Source organism: Rickettsia koreansis, assembly GCF_046532895.1.
Classification (GTDB): domain Bacteria; phylum Pseudomonadota; class Alphaproteobacteria; order Rickettsiales; family Rickettsiaceae; genus Rickettsia; species Rickettsia rickettsii.
Window position 1 is genome coordinate 86590 of sequence record NZ_WHLZ01000001.1, and the last position, 17862, is coordinate 104451.

The window sequence follows — 17862 nt, forward strand, 5'->3', positions numbered from 1 at the left end:
AATTCTGTAAATCAGAATTTTTACTGGATTGCTTCGTCAATTACTTATGTCATTTCCTCGCAATGACGTTAAAACCGATCCACACAACAAAGCCCAAAACAGAACATTTTACATTATTCATTACTTTGCTTCATTTCTACGTTCAGCGATTAATTTATCTACTAAACTTTCTTCCGGTGAAAAATATTTATTAATGATATTACGGGCTTTTTTAAATGCAAGTTTTAATAGTAAAGTTGATGTTTTATTGCTCATAACTATCCCAGCGTTTAATTAAATTAGTTTCGATATCGAAAAAATCTAAAACTCTAGTAATAGAGTGATTCACTATATCATCTATACTTACAGGGTTATTATAAAAAGCCGGCACGGGCGGCGATATAATGCCGCCATAACTCGCTACTTTTAACATATTTTCTAAATGTCCGATATGCAAAGGAGTTTCACGGGTCATTAAAATAAGTTTCCTTCTGTCTTTAAGTACAACACCTGCCGTTCTACTAATTAAATTATCTTCCATTGAGTGAGCAATACTGGCTAAGGTCTTCATACTACAAGGGGCTATTATCATGCCTGAAGTTTTAAAAGAGCCGCTTGAAATAGTAGCACCTAAATCTTTATCGTCATAATAATCATTAGCCAGTAGCTTAACTTCATCTATAGAATATTGAGTTTCGAGCTTTATAGTAAGAGCTGCTCCCTCTGAAATAACCAAATGAGTTTCGATATTTTGTTGCTTTAGTACTTCAAGCAAACGAATACCGTATATTGCTCCTGAAGCTCCAGAAATTGCTATAACAATTTTTGTTTCTTTATTCATCTAGGTTTCTATAATTTATCAGTTTAGTATATAATAAAAAAAAAATTATAAAATACATTATATATGCGAATAGCAAAAATATTATTACCGGTAGCAAAATTATTTCCGCTAGATTATTTAATACCTGAAGATTTAGAGCTAAACATAGGTGATCTTGTTGTAGTGCCTTTTAGAAATAAGGAATTAACCGGCATAGTATGGGAGCTTGTTTCAAATTCCGAGGCAAAAAAAATAAAAACTATTAGAGCGAAAGTACCGTTAAACTTAAATATTACTTCAGAAGTTTTAGAATTAATTAAATGGATGAGTAACTACTATATGTCAGAGCTTGGGAGCATAGCCAAGTTAGTATTACCTATAGATATTGCTGAAAAACCGATTAAAGTTAAGGAGCAGAAAGTCAATAATAACTTTGTGCTACCTGGTTTGTCAGAAGAGCAGAAACAAGCAGTAACAATTTTAAATGAAAGTAATAAGCCAACACTTGTTAAAGGTGTTACGGGATCAGGTAAAACAGAAATATATTTTCATCTAATAGCAGATTACTTAGCAAAAGGCAAACAAGTGTTTGTTATGTTGCCTGAAATTGCTTTAAGTACACAAATTATTAATCGTTTTATAGAGCGATTCGGTTTTGAGCCTATCATATGGAACTCAAGCGTTACCAAGGCTCACAAGAAAATGATTTTAAGAGGTATATTAAGCGATAAAGTTAAAGTAGTAATTGGGGCTAGAAGTAGTTTGTTTTTACCTTTTAAAAATCTCGGTTTAATAGTTATAGATGAGGAACATGACGATTCCTATAAACAAGATGACGGTATATTATATAATGCTAGGGATACGGCTATCGTAAGAGGTACATTTGATAAAGCACAAATTGTTTTGTGTTCGGCAACACCGTCTATTGAAACGATACATAATATAGAAATGGGTAAATATCAATTGGTTACATTGGTTAATAGATACAAAAATGTCGATTTGCCAAATATAGAAATAATCGATATGACTAAAGAAAAGCTATCTAAGAATTCCTATTTATCCAAGATTCTTATAGAAGCTATCAAAGGTAATTTAGATAATAAAAAGCAAGTCTTATTATTTCTTAATAGGCGTGGTTATGCTCCGCTCATGCTATGCAAAGCTTGCGGTCACAGGTTGACCTGTAAATTCTGCTCTTCTTGGATGGTAGTACATAAAGCGACTAAAAAACTTGAATGTCACCATTGCGGTTATCAAAGTAAAATTTTTAGTTCTTGTCCTGAATGTCTAGAGGATGAAACATTAACTATCTGTGGTCCAGGTATAGAGAGAATAGAGGAAGAAGCAAAAGCACTTTTTCCTGAGAGTAAAATTGCGGTGATAAGTAAAGATCATGCTAAAAGCCCGGAAAAAATAGCACAGCTTCTACATCAAATGGAAAATTTAGAAATTGATATTTTAATAGGCACACAAATAATAACAAAAGGTTATCACTTTCCGAATCTTACTTTAGTTGGAGTAATAGATGCCGATCTTGGAAGCAATAATGCCGATCTTAGAGCATCTGAGCGAACTTTTCAGCTACTACATCAGGTAGGTGGTAGAGCGGGTAGAGGAGATAGTAAAGGTGTAGTATATTTACAAAGCTATTATCCTGATAATACAATTTTTAGTTATGTTAAAGCCGGTGATGAAGATAGTTTTTTTGCAAATGAACTTGAAATAAGAAAATCAGCAGATATGCCGCCATTTTCCAAAACAGCATCGGTAATTTTATCAGGTTCCAGTGAGGCTAAAATTCTAGAAATTGCTAGGGATATGGTCCGAATTGCACCAAAAGCAAACGTGAAAATTTTAGGACCGGCAAGCTCATTAATGTCAAAGCTCGCTGGTAAATATCGTTACCGAATACTTATTATAGCTGATAAGAAATTTAATTTGCAGAAATATTTAAAATTTTGGCTAAGCCTTATAAAAATTCCTTCTTTTTGCCATCTAAAAATAGATATCGATCCTAAAAGTTTTTATTAGCTTCTATATCTTGCTCCTTGATTCTTCGACGGTGGAACATTAGATGAATGAGGAAGAAGGATTGGTAAGAGATTTTTGTATTTCTGCTATAGCTTTTTTAGTATTTTGAGTAAAATTTTATAGCATCTTTATAAAAAGCAGCTTTAGCTTTATCTCCGGTAAAAGAATATTTTATAAAATTACCAATATTGTTCCAAATAGGATTATTATCCATTTTTGTAGTTTCTTCACACCATTTACCTACCTCTTGCAGTTTTGCTTCAACTTTAGCTATAGCAGCTGGATTATGTTTATTATCATCATAAATCTGAATAATATTATTTACTTTTTCTTTAAATTCAATGTGTTTTCTATTTTGTTTCAAATAAGCTATTATATCATCATTGTTTACTAATTCTCTAAGATTATCAATTATCTCAGATAGTTTAGGTGGTTCAGGTAATTTATAATGTTGATTGATTTTTTCAAATTTATCTTTGTGTGTATGATTTTTTATTAGATCATCTTCTATAAAAGAAACAAACTCTTTTTGAGGTACTCCTACTTGTTTTATTAGCCGTCCTAATGATTGTTCATAAGCTTTAATAGTTCAGTCAGTCTGTTTTTTATGTGCCTCGTTCCATGCCTTTATTTGCTCAGAAGTGGGTTTTGGAGGAACAGTCGGTTTTGTATTTTTTGGTGGGTTATTTGACATATTTGTTGATTTTTTCCCCACTCTTGTATTCTATCTTTTACTGATGTTGGAATATTATATTGTGCCATATTAAACTCCTATGTTTATTTACATAATTAAACAGCTTGCTTAAATTTTTTATAAATTGCAAACAAAATTTCTTTTTGTAATGCAATATTTTTACTATAAGATAGTTAGGTTATATATTTTATATATTAGAATCCAAGTTATTAACTAAAATGAGATATGAATTTTATGTATCCCCATATTAGACTTAGAAGAAATAGAAAAGCTTTTTGGCTTAGAGAATTAATATCCGAAAGTAATTTATCGGTTAGTGATTTAGTGTTGCCTTTATTTGTTGTTGAAGGACATAATGAAAGGCAAGAAATTAAAACTATGCCTGGTATATATCGTTTATCGATTGATCAAATAGTAGAAACGGCAAAAGAAGCAGCAGAGCTTGGTATTAATGTTATTGCATTATTTCCGAGTATTGATCAAAGTCTAAAAAGTGAAAATGCCGATGAGGCTTATAATTTAGATAATTTAATATGTAGAACTATTAGAAGCATCAAAAACGCTAATATCGATATTGGTATAATATGCGATGTAGCACTTGATCCTTATACTACACATGGTCATGATGGTATTGTGCATCATGGGGAAGTTGATAATGATAGATCAGTAAGAGCTTTGTGTAATCAGGCATTAGTGCTAGCAAAAGCTGGATTAGATATTGTTGCACCTTCCGATATGATGGATGGAAGAATCAGGGCTATAAGGGAATATCTTGACAAAGAGGGATTTATAAATGTTGGAATTCTTGCTTATGCCGCTAAATATGCATCAAGTTTTTACGGTCCGTTTCGCGATGCTGTTAAGAGTAATAAAAAGAATTATTTAGATAAATCAAGCTATCAAATGGATGTACGTAATATTAAGGAAGCAATGCTTGAGATTGAGCATGATATAGCAGAGGGAGCCGATATGGTAATGGTGAAGCCTGGTATGCCGTTTTTGGATGTTATTCGTGAAGCGGCAAATAATTTTAATGCTAAAATTTTTGCATATCAGGTTAGTGGAGAATATGCAATGTTAAAATTTGCAGCAGAAGCAGGGGCAATTGATTGGGAGAGAGCTTTGATGGAGTCATTAATTAGTTTTAAACGTGCCGGTGCCACAGGTATATTTACCTATGCAGCTCTTGAAGTAGCTGAAATATTAAAGAACAATAAAATTAAGTAGAAAACGGCTTCTGTTCTTGATATAAAATAAATAATATGTTTTATAATTATATCAAAATTATCAATTTGATGTAAATCATTATAAAGAGGCGAAGATGACGCAAAATAAGAAATCAGTATTTAAAGGTTGGAATTTTTTAAAGCCTAAAGTAGGCGGAGCTAATGAGGTAGGAGAGCATGGCGGAGTATATCAAAGCTTAGACGGTAAAATTACGGCGATGATAAAAAAAGAGGCTTCAAGCTCAAAAAATATAGCCGAGTTTTTAGGATCTCAAATTTTTGAAGCTATAAGTCCTGGAAATGGAGCAAAGGTTAATTTAATTGCTCCTGATGATTTTAATAAATCTAAAACCGTTGATTCGCAAATATATGTCAAATCTGAATTTTTTGAGAATTATAGTAGCGATATGTATGTGGACATGGATAAACATATGTCTGCTAAAACTAAACCGAGTTCTTGGTTTAGAAAGGACGGCGGTAGACCACTTTTTATGGGGGCTAGAAATAAATTATTTAGAACCTTAGAAAATGCTTTTAAGGAAATTAAGTATCAGAACTTTGAAAACATTATGCCGGCAAGTTTATTGATCGGCGATTTTGATATACATGTTGGAAATATAGGAGTTATCAGAGATCAAAAAAATCCAAAAACTTTACCTAAATTAGTAAGAATTGATTTTGCTGGTAGTTTTGATAATTTAACAAATAATATATATCCGCATTCAAGAGCCAAACATTTGCCTGGATTCGGTCCCACTAACCATTTTAGAGAATTTCCTTCTAATTTAAGAACAAAAAATCCTAATTTTGCCGATAGCTTACTTGCAGTTTCTAAAATTGATTTAAGCAAAACTATTGATAAAAGTTTTGATGAATTAACTAAATATTATAGTAATGAAGCAATTGCAGAATTTGCAAAACAAGCGATGCCAAAACAATTTAATAATAAACAATCTAAAGAAATAACGCCTGAAGCAATTAAGGCTAGTTTAATAGATACAATGAAAAAAAGGCAAGAATCCTTAAAGGAATACGGCTTAGAAATTAAAGTAAATACTTTAATTTCTAAAAAATATAGTTTTCCTTATTACGAAGTGAAAGAGCAAGGATTAAAAACATTAATGAAAGAGTATCCTGATTATTTTGCGAAAATTCTTAATTATGAAGAAAGAAAAAAAGGAGGACAAAAACTTAAATTAAGAAATAAAATTACTACTAATTTTGCAAGAATTTTAGAAATACTTGGTATTAGAGATAGTGCGAAAAAACATTTAATAAAGACAATAAAAAGTTTAAATGAAGATATTAAAGATGAAAGAAATTTAGCTGGTTCTTCTGATAAAATAAAGAAAGAACCAAAACAAAAATTGGTAAAGACAAATATATATGCAAACAGAGAATATGTAGATACTCTAGAAAAATTTAAGAAAGCAGTTGGAACGGATGATATGGTTAGTGTTACTCCAAGTCAATTAGGTCTAACTAAAAAAGCTAAACAAAAAGACCAAGATTTATTAAAATTAGATGAAGAAAATCTAAAACATATAAAGAATCTAAAAGAAAAGGTTATGAAGCCTACTCAAACTAATGCAGTTAGTGTTGTTAATAAAAAGAAAAAGTCTACACCGGCTAAAACGAAATAATAAATGAACCAAGCAACAAGAAGCCTACAACTAAGTAATTAATCAGTAAAAGCCCATATTGCATCGGCAGCTTAATTATCTCAATCTTTTTAGAAAAATACATGGCTTTTACTACTTTAAGATAATAAAACGCAGCAACTACGCTGGTAAAAATACCACAATAAGCTAATGCGAATTCTTCTTGATTAATTGCTTGGTAAAAAAGGTAATATTTACCGAAAAATCCTGTAAGAGGAGGGATTCCAATCATTGAAAACATAACTATGCTAATTAAGGCAGCTATAGTTTTATGATGCTCTGCAATTCCTTGTATAGTTTTAAAACTAGCTTTATCGACGTCTTTACCGAGCAATATAATTAAGCAAGTAAAAAATCCTATACTCCCTACCGCATATATTAGAATATATAGTAGAGCTGCTTTATATCCTTCTTGATTATGCAGAAGAACGCCGATTAATACATAACCGATATTTAAAATAGTACTATAAGCCATTAATCTTTTTAGAGAAGTTTGACGAATGGCTCCAAAAGCTCCAAACAGCATAGATAATATAGCAATTATCTTTATTAAATTATAATTAATAAGGTAGTAATTACCTATAATTAATTTGCTGATATTTAATAAAACAATAACCATACCTATTTTTGAGGCAGCGGTGAAATAAGTAACCGAAGTAATCGGTGATCCTTCATATACGTCAGGGACCCAAAAATGGAGTGGAACACTTGAGAGTTTAAAGAAAATACTACTTAAAAATAGTACAATACCGATTATTAAACCAAGATTCATTCCGGAATTATCATTTAGTTTATATAAGATATCCTCAAATTGTAGGCTTCCGCCAAATCCGTATATAAAAGAAATACCGAATAATGATAAACAACTAACTAAACTACCTAAGATAAAATATTTTAAAGCACCTTCCGATGATTTCATATCATTTAATTTGAATCCTGCAAGTGCATATGAAGTTAAAGCAGTAAGCTCCATACCGCAGAATAATAATAGAAAATTCCGTGATGAAATTGCAACAAAAATACCTACAACCGATAATAACATTAAAGTAATAAATTCAAACTTTAATTCCTCAGCAACAAGGATAGAGTAATCACGGTATATAATCATGGAGATAATAGTGAATAGTAGCACTATGCTTTTACTAATACCGATATTTATTCCGGTAGCAAATGAGTACCATACTCCTTCATAACTTGAGTACTTAAAGGTAAGAAAAATTGATAATATGCATAGTAAAATAATGATATTAGAAATAATTCTATTTTTATTTGGGATCATTACGGCAAAAAACTGCCCTAAAAGTGCTATTAAAGTCAAAGTTATTTCAGGAAGTAGCAGTAGCATATAAAACTAATATTATTTATGGAAATATAGATATTAGTAAATAAATCATTTTTTATCAACAAACTTATATATAATATTGCACTTTAATACTACCTCTAATTAAAATTATTTTCTTCGTAAAATTATATTATACAAAAAAAGCCTAAACATGATGAGATTGTACGTAGTGCATAGTCCTATAGTTGCTAAAGCCCTTTACAGCTTAGTTCTAATAATCCTGCTTTGTTCTTATTCTTTAGCAGACTTCTTATCCTGTGCAAATATATTATTACCGGCTATTAAAATTCCTATGGCTAATATTTTAGATATTCGTTTCATATTTTTATATCTCATAACTATAAGTGCTAATTTTGTTGAGTGTATAATTTCTTATACATTAATAATTAATAGTTGCAATAAATAAAAAAATAAATTATATTGTACCAAGTTTAACATTAGCAATATTAAGTATATTGAAAGAAGTATTAAACGATTCCGGCAACGAAGTTAAAATTGTAGTTATTTGGAGCTTAACTGAAACAGTACGTATAAATCCTAGTTTAGCCCAAGAGACATTAAAAATATTGAATACACTACTTAATAACCCTAGTAATTATATTGAATTTACAATCGCCAAAGTCCTAGGTTGGATAATACAAATAAACCCCAATATATTACATGACGCATCTAAAATACTGAAAAATATATCTAATATAAAAGAATTAGGTAATGTAGTTAAAGAATTTGGGCTTTCTTCTAAAGCTATAGAAAGACATGATCAGAACAATATAGCTGTGCAACTAGCTTTAAAGGACTCTATTTTATTTATTGAATCTTTATATACAAACCGTGATGATATTATGTTAAATATTGCTGAATATCATAGAAAGTACTAAAAAACACAAAATTTCCTTTCATATATCCTTTAGTGTTTTATAATGGCATACAAAAATATACTGCTCCTTTAAATTTATGGGAATTATTTGAAAATAGTGAATTAGTAAAAGCTACTTGGATTAATGATTATCAGCTAATTAATGTTCATGAAATTCCTGATGAAAAATTGACAGAAAATACTTGGTCCGGAATTTTATAATTTTTTATGAAGCACATTCACATTCATACACGAGATTTGTTAAAGAGATGGTAAGAAATAGCAGACCTTTTACTATATTTGCTGAGGTTAATATAGGGATTGATTATATAGAGTTAATGTTATTCTACATTTTGACCAAACTTGGTCAAAATGATATAATAGAAATAGAAAAAATACTTAAATCACAATTAATATAGCCAAAAATTTAATCACAGCCGGTGTAAAAACTGATTTAATAGCTACCTCAACCGGATTAAAGAAGGAAGAGGTTGAAAAACTTAAATAAATTACTTATACATGTATTTATTATCATTTATATTAGGAGGATTAAATGCACTACTCCGTCAATTACAGTTATCAATTCGCTCTATAGAGTTTTATAAAGATGTATATAAAAACTATCAAGGGTACGGAATAAGATATGTATTTACCTTATCTTTTATTCCATCAATAATTTATTGTATTTTTATATTAAATTACATAATAACTTTAAAAGATTATTTTAACGGAATACAATCATCAAAAGTTACAGCCAACATTGAATATATTATCAATCAATTACCGGAAATTAAATATAATAATTCAAACATTTCAGTTGAAGAAGTAGAGCCTATATATTTATATAGCAAGAATAACAATAAAATAGTCGTCATTGATACAAAAAATCAAGTTTCTAACAAAGAAAAAAGCAAAATACCGTTTGTATTTGAAGAGAATAAGCTGAAGATAAATTTAATTGTAGCCAATACTAAGAAAAATTTTCCAAGTACTGTTAACTATTCTGAGATATTCAAGCAAAATGAAGTCATTTTAACTCCTGAAATAATAAAAAAATATTTTGCCGATCATTTATTATATGCACCAAATTTATTTATTTATTTCGGTATGCCGGCTATTATATTATTTTGGTTTGTAACATTCTTATTAGAGAGAAGTATTATAGTTTTGTTAGTATATAGCTTAGCTAATTTACTTACTACTAAAACTTCAATACAAACTTCTATAAGGCTAGTAATGTTTTCAAGCGGAGTCCCGATAATATTACAACCGGTTGTTGTTATATTAATACCGGAATTAAGCATATTATTACAGCTACTACAAATGTTTACAACTTGTTTAGTATTTGTCGCTATTTGGCAAATTAACAAGAACCTATCGCACTATATATAAGAAAAATCAGTTATCATATAATATGTGATTTTAAATTTTCAATTTACTAAAAAAACAGCCTATTATTAAAAAAATAAAAGTTTTTATTGTTAAAATGAAACCTAAAGTTATTTATTTATAAATTTAGGTAATTTAAATGGGTAAGGAAAAAAAGAAAGTAAGGTTTGCAGAAGAGCTGCAGTAGACCTTATAAGAGGCAGAGTAATTAATATTTATGATAAAGGTGGCTACTTAAAGCCGGATCAATTGGTAATTCATGAACGAGAAGCTATTGGAGTAAAAAATGTTGAAGTCAAGAGCAATCTAAATTTCTTTCAACAAATTTTCGCTGCAGTAGGTCTTATAAAGGACACAAAAACAATCAAAGAAGAATTTACTTATACTACCGGCGATATACAAGGAATATTAAAGGATAACGGTCAATTTATTAATAATTCTGAAGAAATTAGAAAATTTGTTGATAAAAATAGAGATATTCAAATGGCAGATATTGACGGTATCGGTATTGGTCATTTAAATCATCAGGGTAAAATACAAATTAATTCAAAGTTTGGACTAAGTAATGCAAAAATTATTCTTTATAAGGATAGTCAATTAGCTGCTATTGAAAGAAAAGGTCTACTTATAAATCAAGAAGGAGAGCCTTTATACAAAGATAACTTAGTCCAAAAAGATAATAAAGTTTATCTAGTTGGAGATGTCGGAAGAAAGATTAATGCACCTTTTAGAGATCCAAAAACTAGAGCTAGAGATAATTGGAATAGATTAATAAAGAAATTTAAGCATGCTTTAATACTGGAACATGAGTTAGGAAAATTAAACGATGCAATATTAGATTCTGTAAGAGTTAAAGTAGTTCATCCAAATCCAAAACTTGCAGAACATCATCTTCAAAAAATAGCTCAAGGTAAACAAATATGGGATAGGCATGAATTTAAAATATTATGTATGGGACCAGAGGAAAAAAAGCACCAATTATTCTATGATACCTCCTCTCAAAGATTACTTGATGCTAACGGTAAAGTAGCTTCTACTATCGGTAAAGAAAGTAAAAGCATGAATAATGTTCAAGCATTTGTAATGGGAGAGGATGGAACAATTTATATGGGTACTCATAAAAATCAATATTTGCCAAATACTAAAAATCTTGTTCACGGTTCATTTTTAAGTGGAAAGCCTGCGGAAGCAGCAGGAGTTATAGGTATAAATGATAGGGGAAAAATTGATTACCTTCGTAATAATAGCGGTCATTATCAACCTGAAGCTTTAGATATGTACTGTGCTGTAAAAAAATACAAGAAACTATGCCCGGTGCTTTAGATAAAAATTGTCAAATCGATATTCAAGGGCATCTACGAATACTTGTTACTGATTTTGTAAAAAATATGGAAACCACAGTAGGTTTCAGAAAAAATGCTAAAACTCATTATGCAAAACTAAGATAGGAAAGAATAGAGAAAATTAAAAATTATCAAACTAATTTAAAAAATATTGCTGCTTCTTCAAAACCTAAAGCCAGAAATAGAATAACAAACAGAGGGCGTGGATAATAAAATAATTAACTATTTATAATTAATTTATAATTAAATGTCATTCCTGCGCAAGCAGGTATCTAGCTAAATGTCATACTCCGGCATTGTTGCGTGGATTGGTAAAACCCATTATGTCACCTAGTTCGCTTGACCACTGGGACCATAAAAATAATTTAAAGTACTAATAATTATATACTTGACTAAATTACTTGGGTATTGTAGATATAAAACAATTTTAAGTTTTAATAGGTTGGTTATATGATGCTGACGACGAAAGGAAGATATGCCGTAATGGCAATACTTGAAATGGCTTCAAAATCAAGTGCCGAACCGGTCACTTTGAATGAAATGTCCGTAAAACAAAATATATCGCTTAACTATTTAGAGCAGATATTTTCTAAACTTAAAAAAGCTGATCTAGTTAAGGCTATTAGAGGATCGAAAGGTGGGTATATTTTAATCGGTAACCTAGAAGAAATAAAAATTTCCGATATTATGGACGCCGTTAACGAAAATTTTATAATGACTACCTGCTATAAGAAGTCAGTTAAAACTTGCGTGCCTGATACAATAAAATGTAATTCGCATAAATTATGGCAAGGTCTTGGTAAGCATATTAGAGATTATTTTGAAAATATCTCAATTAAAGATGCTTTAAACTCAAATTTAAATATATGATATATTTAGACCATAATGCTACTACTTTTATCGACCCTAGAGTTAAGGAATTCATAATAAGTTTAATGGACAAGGAGCTTAACCCTTCATCAGCACATAGCTCAGGTAGATTTGCTAAGAATCTCATAGAAACGGTACGCGCACAAATAGCGATGGCTCTTGGTATAACCTTATCATCTAGAGAATATGATATTACTTTTACTTCATCAGGGACTGAAGGTAATAATTTAATAATGAAAAATTTTTATGACGGCGATATTTTTATTTCAGCTATTGAACATTTATCGATCTATAACCATATAAACTACGCTCCAAATATTAAAGTTATAAGTGTTAATACGCAAGGGCTAGTTGATTTAGAACATTTAGAAGAGTTGTTAGCTCAAAGTAATACTAGTAAAAAACTAGTTTCCATAATAATGGCTAATAATGAAAGCGGAGTTTTACAAGATATAGCTGAGATAGGTAAAATAACTAAAAAATATGAGGCAAAATTTCATAGCGATTTAGTGCAAGGTTTTGGCAGAATACCAATAAATATCAAAGCATTAGGATTAGATTTTGCTACAATTTCAGGGCATAAAATAGGAGGGGGGCAGGGTGGTGCTGCTTTAATTTCTAGCTCTAATTTTCAAGTTACTCCAATGATTATAGGAGGAGGGCAGGAAAAATCAGTACGCTCAGGCACTGAAAATGTTTTAGCAATTGCAGGATTTGGTTTAGCTTCTGCATTGAGGACAGACAATATCTCAGAAAATTATATAAAAATCAAAAAGTTACAAGCAAATTTAGAGAAAAAATTAAAAAAATATCCTAATGTAAATATTGTTAGTAATAACGTAGCTAGGTTGCCTAATACTACCTTAATTACTATACCAAATACGGATGCACAAGTGAAATTAATCGGGTTTGATTTACATAATATTTGCGTAAGTTCCGGTTCTGCTTGTTCATCGGGAAAAATATCTAGATCGCATGTATTAACCAATATGGGTGTAGGGGAAGAAGAAGCAAAATCTTCGATTAGGATATCTTTAAGCCATACTAATACGGTAAGTGATATAGAGGCTTTTATAGAGGCTTTTGAGGAGATTTACGATGTCATTCCTAGCTAAAAGCGACGTTGTTGCACGGTTCCGTTTATGTCATTCCCGCTTCCGCGGGAATGACATCGGTGACTGTTTAAACTATACCAAAACATGAATTAATTTAACCATATGAACCAACAATTAAACAATTTAACCTTACCGATATATATGGATTATCAGGCGACGACTCCAATAGATCCAAGAGTAATGGAGGCAATGTTGCCTTATTTTACTACCAAATTCGGCAATCCTCATTCACGCAGCCATTCTTTCGGTTGGGAGGCAGAAAACGCCGTTGAAGAGGCAAGGAGTATGGTAGCAAAGTTAATAGGAGCGGATACTAAAGAAATTATTTTCACTTCCGGTGCAACTGAGTCTAACAATCTTGCAATAAAGGGAATAGCAAAATTTTACAGCAATAAAAAGAATCATATTATTACCGTAGTCAGTGAACATAAATGTGTACTTGATGCTTGCAGGCATTTAGAGCAAGAAGGTATAAAAATCACATACTTACCGATTAAGCCAAATGGAATAATCGATTTAGAAACTCTAAAAAATGCCATTACCGATCAGACTATGTTAGTTTCAGTTATGGTGGTTAATAATGAAATAGGTGTTGTTCAGCCTTTAAAGGAAATCGGGAAAATTTGCCGTGAAAAGGGTGTTTTTTTTCATTCCGATATTGCTCAAGGTTTTGGTAAAATTCCAATTGATGTTAACGCATTTAATATTGATCTTGCCAGTATCTCAGGGCATAAAATTTACGGTCCGAAAGGAATAGGTGCATTATATGTAAGGAAAAAACCTCGTGTGCGTGTTACACCGCTCATAAACGGTGGTGGGCAGGAGAGAGGTATGCGTTCAGGTACGCTACCGACTCCTTTAATCGTAGGGCTTGGCATGGCTGCTAAAATAGCGTATAGTGAGATGGAAAAAGATACTAAGCACGTAAATTACTTATTCGACAGATTTTTAAATAATATACATAAGCGAGTTTCAGAAGTTTATTTAAACGGCGATAAAAATCAAAGATATAAAGGTAATTTAAATTTAAGCTTTGCCGGAGTTGAAGGAGAATCAATGATCCTTGCCATTAAAGATTTAGCGGTTTCCTCCGGTTCTGCTTGTACTTCTGCCTCTTTAGAGCCGTCATATGTTTTACGTTCTATGGGCATCGGTGAAGAGCTTGCCCATACCGCAATTAGGTTCGGCATAGGTAGATTTACTACCGAGCAGGAAGTTGACTACGCAGTAAATTTAATATGCTCAAAAATCGATAAACTAAGGGAATTAAGCCCTCTTTGGGAAATGATGCAAGAGGGAATTGATTTGAAAAAGATTAAATGGGCTGTACATTGAGAATATAGTCATTGCGAGCAGCCGTAGGCTGCGTGGCAATCTTGTCAAATATCCTGAGATTGCGCAGTTTGTCCTCGCAATGACGGCTCAGGTGTTCACGCAAGTATAACATACAAAACCAAATTTGAGAGAATAACAATGGCTTATAGCAAAAAAGTGATAGATCATTATGCAAATCCTCGTAATGTTGGATCGCTTGATAAAGAAAATAAAAATGTTGGTACAGGACTAGTTGGAGCTCCTGCTTGCGGTGACGTTATGAAGTTACAAATCGCAGTTGATGATGACGGGATTATTACAGATGCTAAATTTAAAACATTCGGTTGCGGTTCAGCTATTGCTTCAAGTTCTTTAGTAACGGAGTGGGTTAAAGGAAGATCGGTAGAAGATGCCGAGACTATTAAAAATACCGAAATAGCAAAAGAATTGTCACTTCCACCGGTAAAATTACATTGCTCACTACTTGCTGAAGATGCAATAAAAGCAGCTATAGCCGATTACAAACAGAAAAAAGAAAGCAAAAAAGACTCTTAAAACATGAAAAATGTTATTTCATTAACCGATTCTGCTGCAAAGCAAGTAAAATTGCTAATAGAAAAACGCGCCAAGCCTACCTTTGGTATTAGGGTAGGGGTTAAGTCAGGCGGTTGTGCCGGTCAGACTTATTACGTGGAATATGCTGAGAGTAAAAATCAATTCGATGAAGTAGTTGAAGAAAAGGGCGTACGGATACTAATCGACCCAAAGGCATTAATGTATATTCTAGGTTCTGAAATGGACTATGTAGAGACTAAATTCAAATCCCAATTCACTTTCACCAATCCTAACGAAAAAGCTAATTGCGGCTGTGGCAAATCTTTTAGCGTGTAACACTTTAAAATCAATAAAGGTTTTAAAATATGTTTAACTGGGTTTATAATAAAATATTCTCTTATCCTTCACCTAATATTGAAATCTTACGAAAAGCACTAGAGGAAAGAATTGATTTCTTTTCTCTGCTAAATACAGAAGAAAAGGAAAGGGCTGAAAATAGAAGATTGCAGTAAATATTTAGATGATGACTTTGAAAATTCTTTTTACTATTCAAGCTAGTAAAGATTTGGAAGAACTCGAAAATAATAAAGGATTAGAAAAACGTTTAAAAGCAGTAAAAAAACACTGGCATATCTACAGGCAAACCCTCGTCATCCTAGTTTAAATACCCATAAATATAAAAATCTGTTAAAGGACATAACGGAGAAGAAATATTTGAAACTTATGCTGAAAATAATACTCCTGCTGCTTATAGAATTTTTTGGTATTATGGACCAAACAAAGATAATATCACACTATTCTAGCAATTACAGCACATCCATAAAAAGTCAATTGCAGTTGACTATTACACCAATAGCTTTATTTTAAGAAAAATCATGCAAATCACCGGAAAATAAAATCCCCCAGCCTACTGCGATATGATTAGGATCGCGTATAATATTATTATATTTAACTAAATCCTGAACAGGAGTATCATAATTTTGTGAAATTTTTGATAAAGCATCTCCTGATTTCACTTTATAAACTTTAGTGGTGCGATTTGGCATATTAGCTCCTAAGATTATTTTTGATAGCTTAAAAAGCTATTAATCTTTTGTTTAGAAATCAAGAGTAAAATAATTATAGTAGTTTTAACTATTGCTAAAAATCATTATTTCAGCTATTTTAAAGCTGTTTCTTTAAATTAGATTAATATGTCACAAAAATTAGGTTTCTGGGCGGTTTTTGCCTTAGTAACCGGCAGTCAAATCGGTACTAGCGTTTTTATATTGCCGTTAAGTTTAGCACCGTTCGGTATATACAGCATTTGGGGCTGGGTACTTTCCTTATTCGGTGCTATGAGTATAGCACTTGTATTTTCTACCCTTTGTGCAAAATTTCCTAAAACAGGAGGTCCGCACGTTTATGTACGGGCAAATTTCGGGGATAAAATAGCTTTTTTCACCGGTTGGACTTACTGGGTTATATCCTTTGTCAGTACAAGTATAGTAGTCATTTCGGCAATAGGTTATCTAACGCCTTTTTTTAAATCACAAGCGATTTTAGACTTAATATTACAAATCATATTATTAGGTGCTATTATGGTTTTAAATTTAAAAGGTCCTGAAGTAGCAGGAAAAGCAGAGTTTTATTTAACTCTCTTAAAATTTGTTCCATTGCTTGTAGTAGGTTTATGTGCTTTATTACATTTTAATATAGATAATATAACTATTGCCGAGGAAGTGGAGAATTTAAGCATTCCGAGCATTATGGGAAGAGTTGCACTTCTTACTTTTTGGGGATTTATCGGCATAGAATGTGCAACTACCACGGCAGGTGCGGTAAAAGATCCGGCAAAAACCATTCCACGAGCCATAATAGTTGGAACTTTTTGCGTAGCAGTGTTATATATTATTAATAGCATAGGTATAATGGGATTAATCCCTGCTTCTGAACTTATGAGTGCTAAAGCTCCTTATACCGATGCCGCTTCATTATTATTCGGAGGTAAATGGTCAAGCGTAATTACGGTTATAGCCTCGATTATATGTATAGGTACGCTCAATGCTTGGGTGCTAACTAGCGGACAGATAGCTCTTGGGCTTGCAGAAGACGGTTTATTACCGAAATTTTTTGCTAAGAAAAATAGCAATAACGCTCCAACTCACGGAATTATTGTAAGCTGCCTTGGCATTGTGCCGTTATTAGTCTTTACGGCAAATGATAATTTTGCCAAACAGATTACACAAATAATAGATTTCTCGGCAATCACATTCTTATTCGTCTATTTAATTTGTAGTTTAGCTTTTTTAAAGGTGATTTTTAGCTCAAAAGAAAATTTTTCTTATTATTATTTACTTATAGCTATAATATCGATTATCTTTTGTGCATGGGTTATCTATGAAACACCTGTTAAAACTCTGATTATAGCTAGTTCTTTTACTATCTTTGGTATTCCTTTGTATTATGGATGGTATAAATGTCATTCCCGTCTATGAGCGTTGCCTAGCTGGATGCTGAGCTGTCATTGCGAGTGACTGCAAGGAGTGTGGCCATCCAGAAAAAATAATAAAAAAAATTCTGTAAATCAGAATTTTTTAACTGGATTGCTTCGTCAATTACTTAAGTAATTTCCTTGCAATGACGGCTCAGTCTCCAAGCGGGCAAGAGCACGACATAAGAGATATA

At 31.6% G+C, this 17862-nt stretch carries 20 protein-coding genes and 1 pseudogene; 16 read left to right on the top strand and 5 right to left on the bottom strand.

Translation table 11 applies throughout. From position 1 onward, the window contains the following. Positions 1-120 precede the first annotated feature (120 nt). Positions 121-255 (bottom strand): hypothetical protein, encoded by a 135-nt coding sequence (locus GCO76_RS00545; RefSeq protein WP_410955823.1) that lies wholly within the window; start codon positions 253-255, stop codon positions 121-123. Next, on the bottom strand, positions 245-820 hold the full coding sequence (locus tag GCO76_RS00550) for a UbiX family flavin prenyltransferase (protein ID WP_014014448.1): 576 nt from the start codon (positions 818-820) through the stop codon (positions 245-247). Before GCO76_RS00550 ends, GCO76_RS00545 begins: the two co-directional genes overlap by 11 nt. Before the next feature lie 63 nt (positions 821-883). Between GCO76_RS00550 and GCO76_RS00555 the strand changes: the two genes are divergently transcribed. Further along, positions 884-2830 carry a primosomal protein N' gene (locus tag GCO76_RS00555; protein ID WP_410955824.1) on the top strand — a complete coding sequence of 649 codons (1947 nt, stop codon included), beginning with the start codon at positions 884-886 and terminating at the stop codon, positions 2828-2830. A 97-nt stretch (positions 2831-2927) separates the two neighbouring features. On the opposite strand, the gene GCO76_RS00560 is transcribed toward GCO76_RS00555, so the two are convergent. After that, positions 2928-3194 carry a hypothetical protein gene (locus GCO76_RS00560; protein ID WP_410955825.1) on the bottom strand — a complete coding sequence of 89 codons (267 nt, stop codon included), beginning with the start codon at positions 3192-3194 and terminating at the stop codon, positions 2928-2930. A gap of 564 nt (positions 3195-3758) precedes the next feature. Here GCO76_RS00560 and hemB point away from each other — a divergent pair. Together hemB and GCO76_RS00570 are read left to right on the top strand one after the other, a co-directional pair. Then, positions 3759-4751, top strand: coding sequence for a porphobilinogen synthase (hemB, locus tag GCO76_RS00565; RefSeq protein WP_410955826.1), 993 nt, complete (start codon positions 3759-3761; stop codon positions 4749-4751). Between the two features lie 94 nt (positions 4752-4845). Further along, the gene (locus GCO76_RS00570; RefSeq protein WP_410955827.1) at positions 4846-6393 is read left to right on the top strand and encodes a hypothetical protein; all 1548 of its coding nucleotides are present in this window, start codon (positions 4846-4848) and stop codon (positions 6391-6393) included. Here GCO76_RS00570 and nuoN read toward each other — a convergent pair. Continuing rightward, complete coding sequence (gene nuoN, locus GCO76_RS00575; protein WP_410955828.1) at positions 6380-7756, bottom strand: NADH-quinone oxidoreductase subunit NuoN; 1377 nt, start codon at positions 7754-7756, stop codon at positions 6380-6382. The two genes, GCO76_RS00570 and nuoN, sit on opposite strands and share 14 nt — an antisense overlap. 452 nt (positions 7757-8208) lie before the next feature. On the opposite strand from nuoN, the gene GCO76_RS00580 reads away from it, so the two are divergent. The 12 genes and pseudogenes from GCO76_RS00580 to GCO76_RS00635 all read left to right on the top strand — a co-directional run bounded on the left by GCO76_RS00580 (position 8209) and on the right by GCO76_RS00635 (position 15707). Beyond that, the gene (locus tag GCO76_RS00580; RefSeq protein ID WP_410955829.1) at positions 8209-8631 is read left to right on the top strand and encodes a hypothetical protein; all 423 of its coding nucleotides are present in this window, start codon (positions 8209-8211) and stop codon (positions 8629-8631) included. 32 nt (positions 8632-8663) lie between these two features. Further along, entirely contained in the window at positions 8664-8831 is a 168-nt protein-coding gene (locus GCO76_RS00585; RefSeq protein ID WP_014120874.1) for an Rpn family recombination-promoting nuclease/putative transposase, read from the top strand. A gap of 47 nt (positions 8832-8878) precedes the next feature. Next, entirely contained in the window at positions 8879-9028 is a 150-nt protein-coding gene (locus tag GCO76_RS00590; protein WP_410955830.1) for a hypothetical protein, read from the top strand. A 100-nt stretch (positions 9029-9128) separates the two neighbouring features. Continuing rightward, positions 9129-10001, top strand: coding sequence for a DUF1189 family protein (locus GCO76_RS00595; RefSeq protein WP_410955831.1), 873 nt, complete (start codon positions 9129-9131; stop codon positions 9999-10001). 246 nt (positions 10002-10247) lie between these two features. After that, entirely contained in the window at positions 10248-11321 is a 1074-nt protein-coding gene (locus GCO76_RS00600; RefSeq protein WP_410955832.1) for a hypothetical protein, read from the top strand. Then, positions 11306-11551 (top strand): annotated as a pseudogene (locus GCO76_RS00605) (hypothetical protein). Before GCO76_RS00600 ends, GCO76_RS00605 begins: the two are co-directional and overlap by 16 nt. A gap of 240 nt (positions 11552-11791) precedes the next feature. Further along, on the top strand, positions 11792-12211 hold the full coding sequence (locus GCO76_RS00610) for a Fe-S cluster assembly transcription factor (protein WP_012150915.1): 420 nt from the start codon (positions 11792-11794) through the stop codon (positions 12209-12211). After that, positions 12208-13326 carry a cysteine desulfurase family protein gene (locus tag GCO76_RS00615; protein WP_410955833.1) on the top strand — a complete coding sequence of 373 codons (1119 nt, stop codon included), beginning with the start codon at positions 12208-12210 and terminating at the stop codon, positions 13324-13326. The genes GCO76_RS00610 and GCO76_RS00615 overlap by 4 nt, the downstream gene beginning before the upstream one ends. Positions 13327-13428: 102 nt before the next feature. After that, complete coding sequence (locus GCO76_RS00620) at positions 13429-14661, top strand: IscS subfamily cysteine desulfurase (RefSeq protein ID WP_410955834.1); 1233 nt, start codon at positions 13429-13431, stop codon at positions 14659-14661. 138 nt (positions 14662-14799) lie between these two features. Next, complete coding sequence (gene iscU, locus GCO76_RS00625) at positions 14800-15195, top strand: Fe-S cluster assembly scaffold IscU (protein WP_014014436.1); 396 nt, start codon at positions 14800-14802, stop codon at positions 15193-15195. Positions 15196-15198: 3 nt separating this feature from the next. Beyond that, positions 15199-15531 carry an iron-sulfur cluster assembly accessory protein gene (locus tag GCO76_RS00630; RefSeq protein WP_410955835.1) on the top strand — a complete coding sequence of 111 codons (333 nt, stop codon included), beginning with the start codon at positions 15199-15201 and terminating at the stop codon, positions 15529-15531. A gap of 29 nt (positions 15532-15560) precedes the next feature. Continuing rightward, positions 15561-15707 carry a hypothetical protein gene (locus GCO76_RS00635; RefSeq protein WP_410955836.1) on the top strand — a complete coding sequence of 49 codons (147 nt, stop codon included), beginning with the start codon at positions 15561-15563 and terminating at the stop codon, positions 15705-15707. 351 nt (positions 15708-16058) lie between these two features. Here GCO76_RS00635 and GCO76_RS00640 read toward each other — a convergent pair whose 3' ends face one another. Continuing rightward, positions 16059-16241, bottom strand: a complete 183-nt coding sequence (locus GCO76_RS00640; protein WP_410955837.1) for a LysM peptidoglycan-binding domain-containing protein — start codon at positions 16239-16241, stop codon at positions 16059-16061. A gap of 147 nt (positions 16242-16388) precedes the next feature. On the opposite strand from GCO76_RS00640, the gene GCO76_RS00645 reads away from it, so the two are divergent. Continuing rightward, the gene (locus tag GCO76_RS00645; RefSeq protein ID WP_410955838.1) at positions 16389-17672 is read left to right on the top strand and encodes an APC family permease; all 1284 of its coding nucleotides are present in this window, start codon (positions 16389-16391) and stop codon (positions 17670-17672) included. Positions 17673-17862 lie beyond the last annotated feature (190 nt).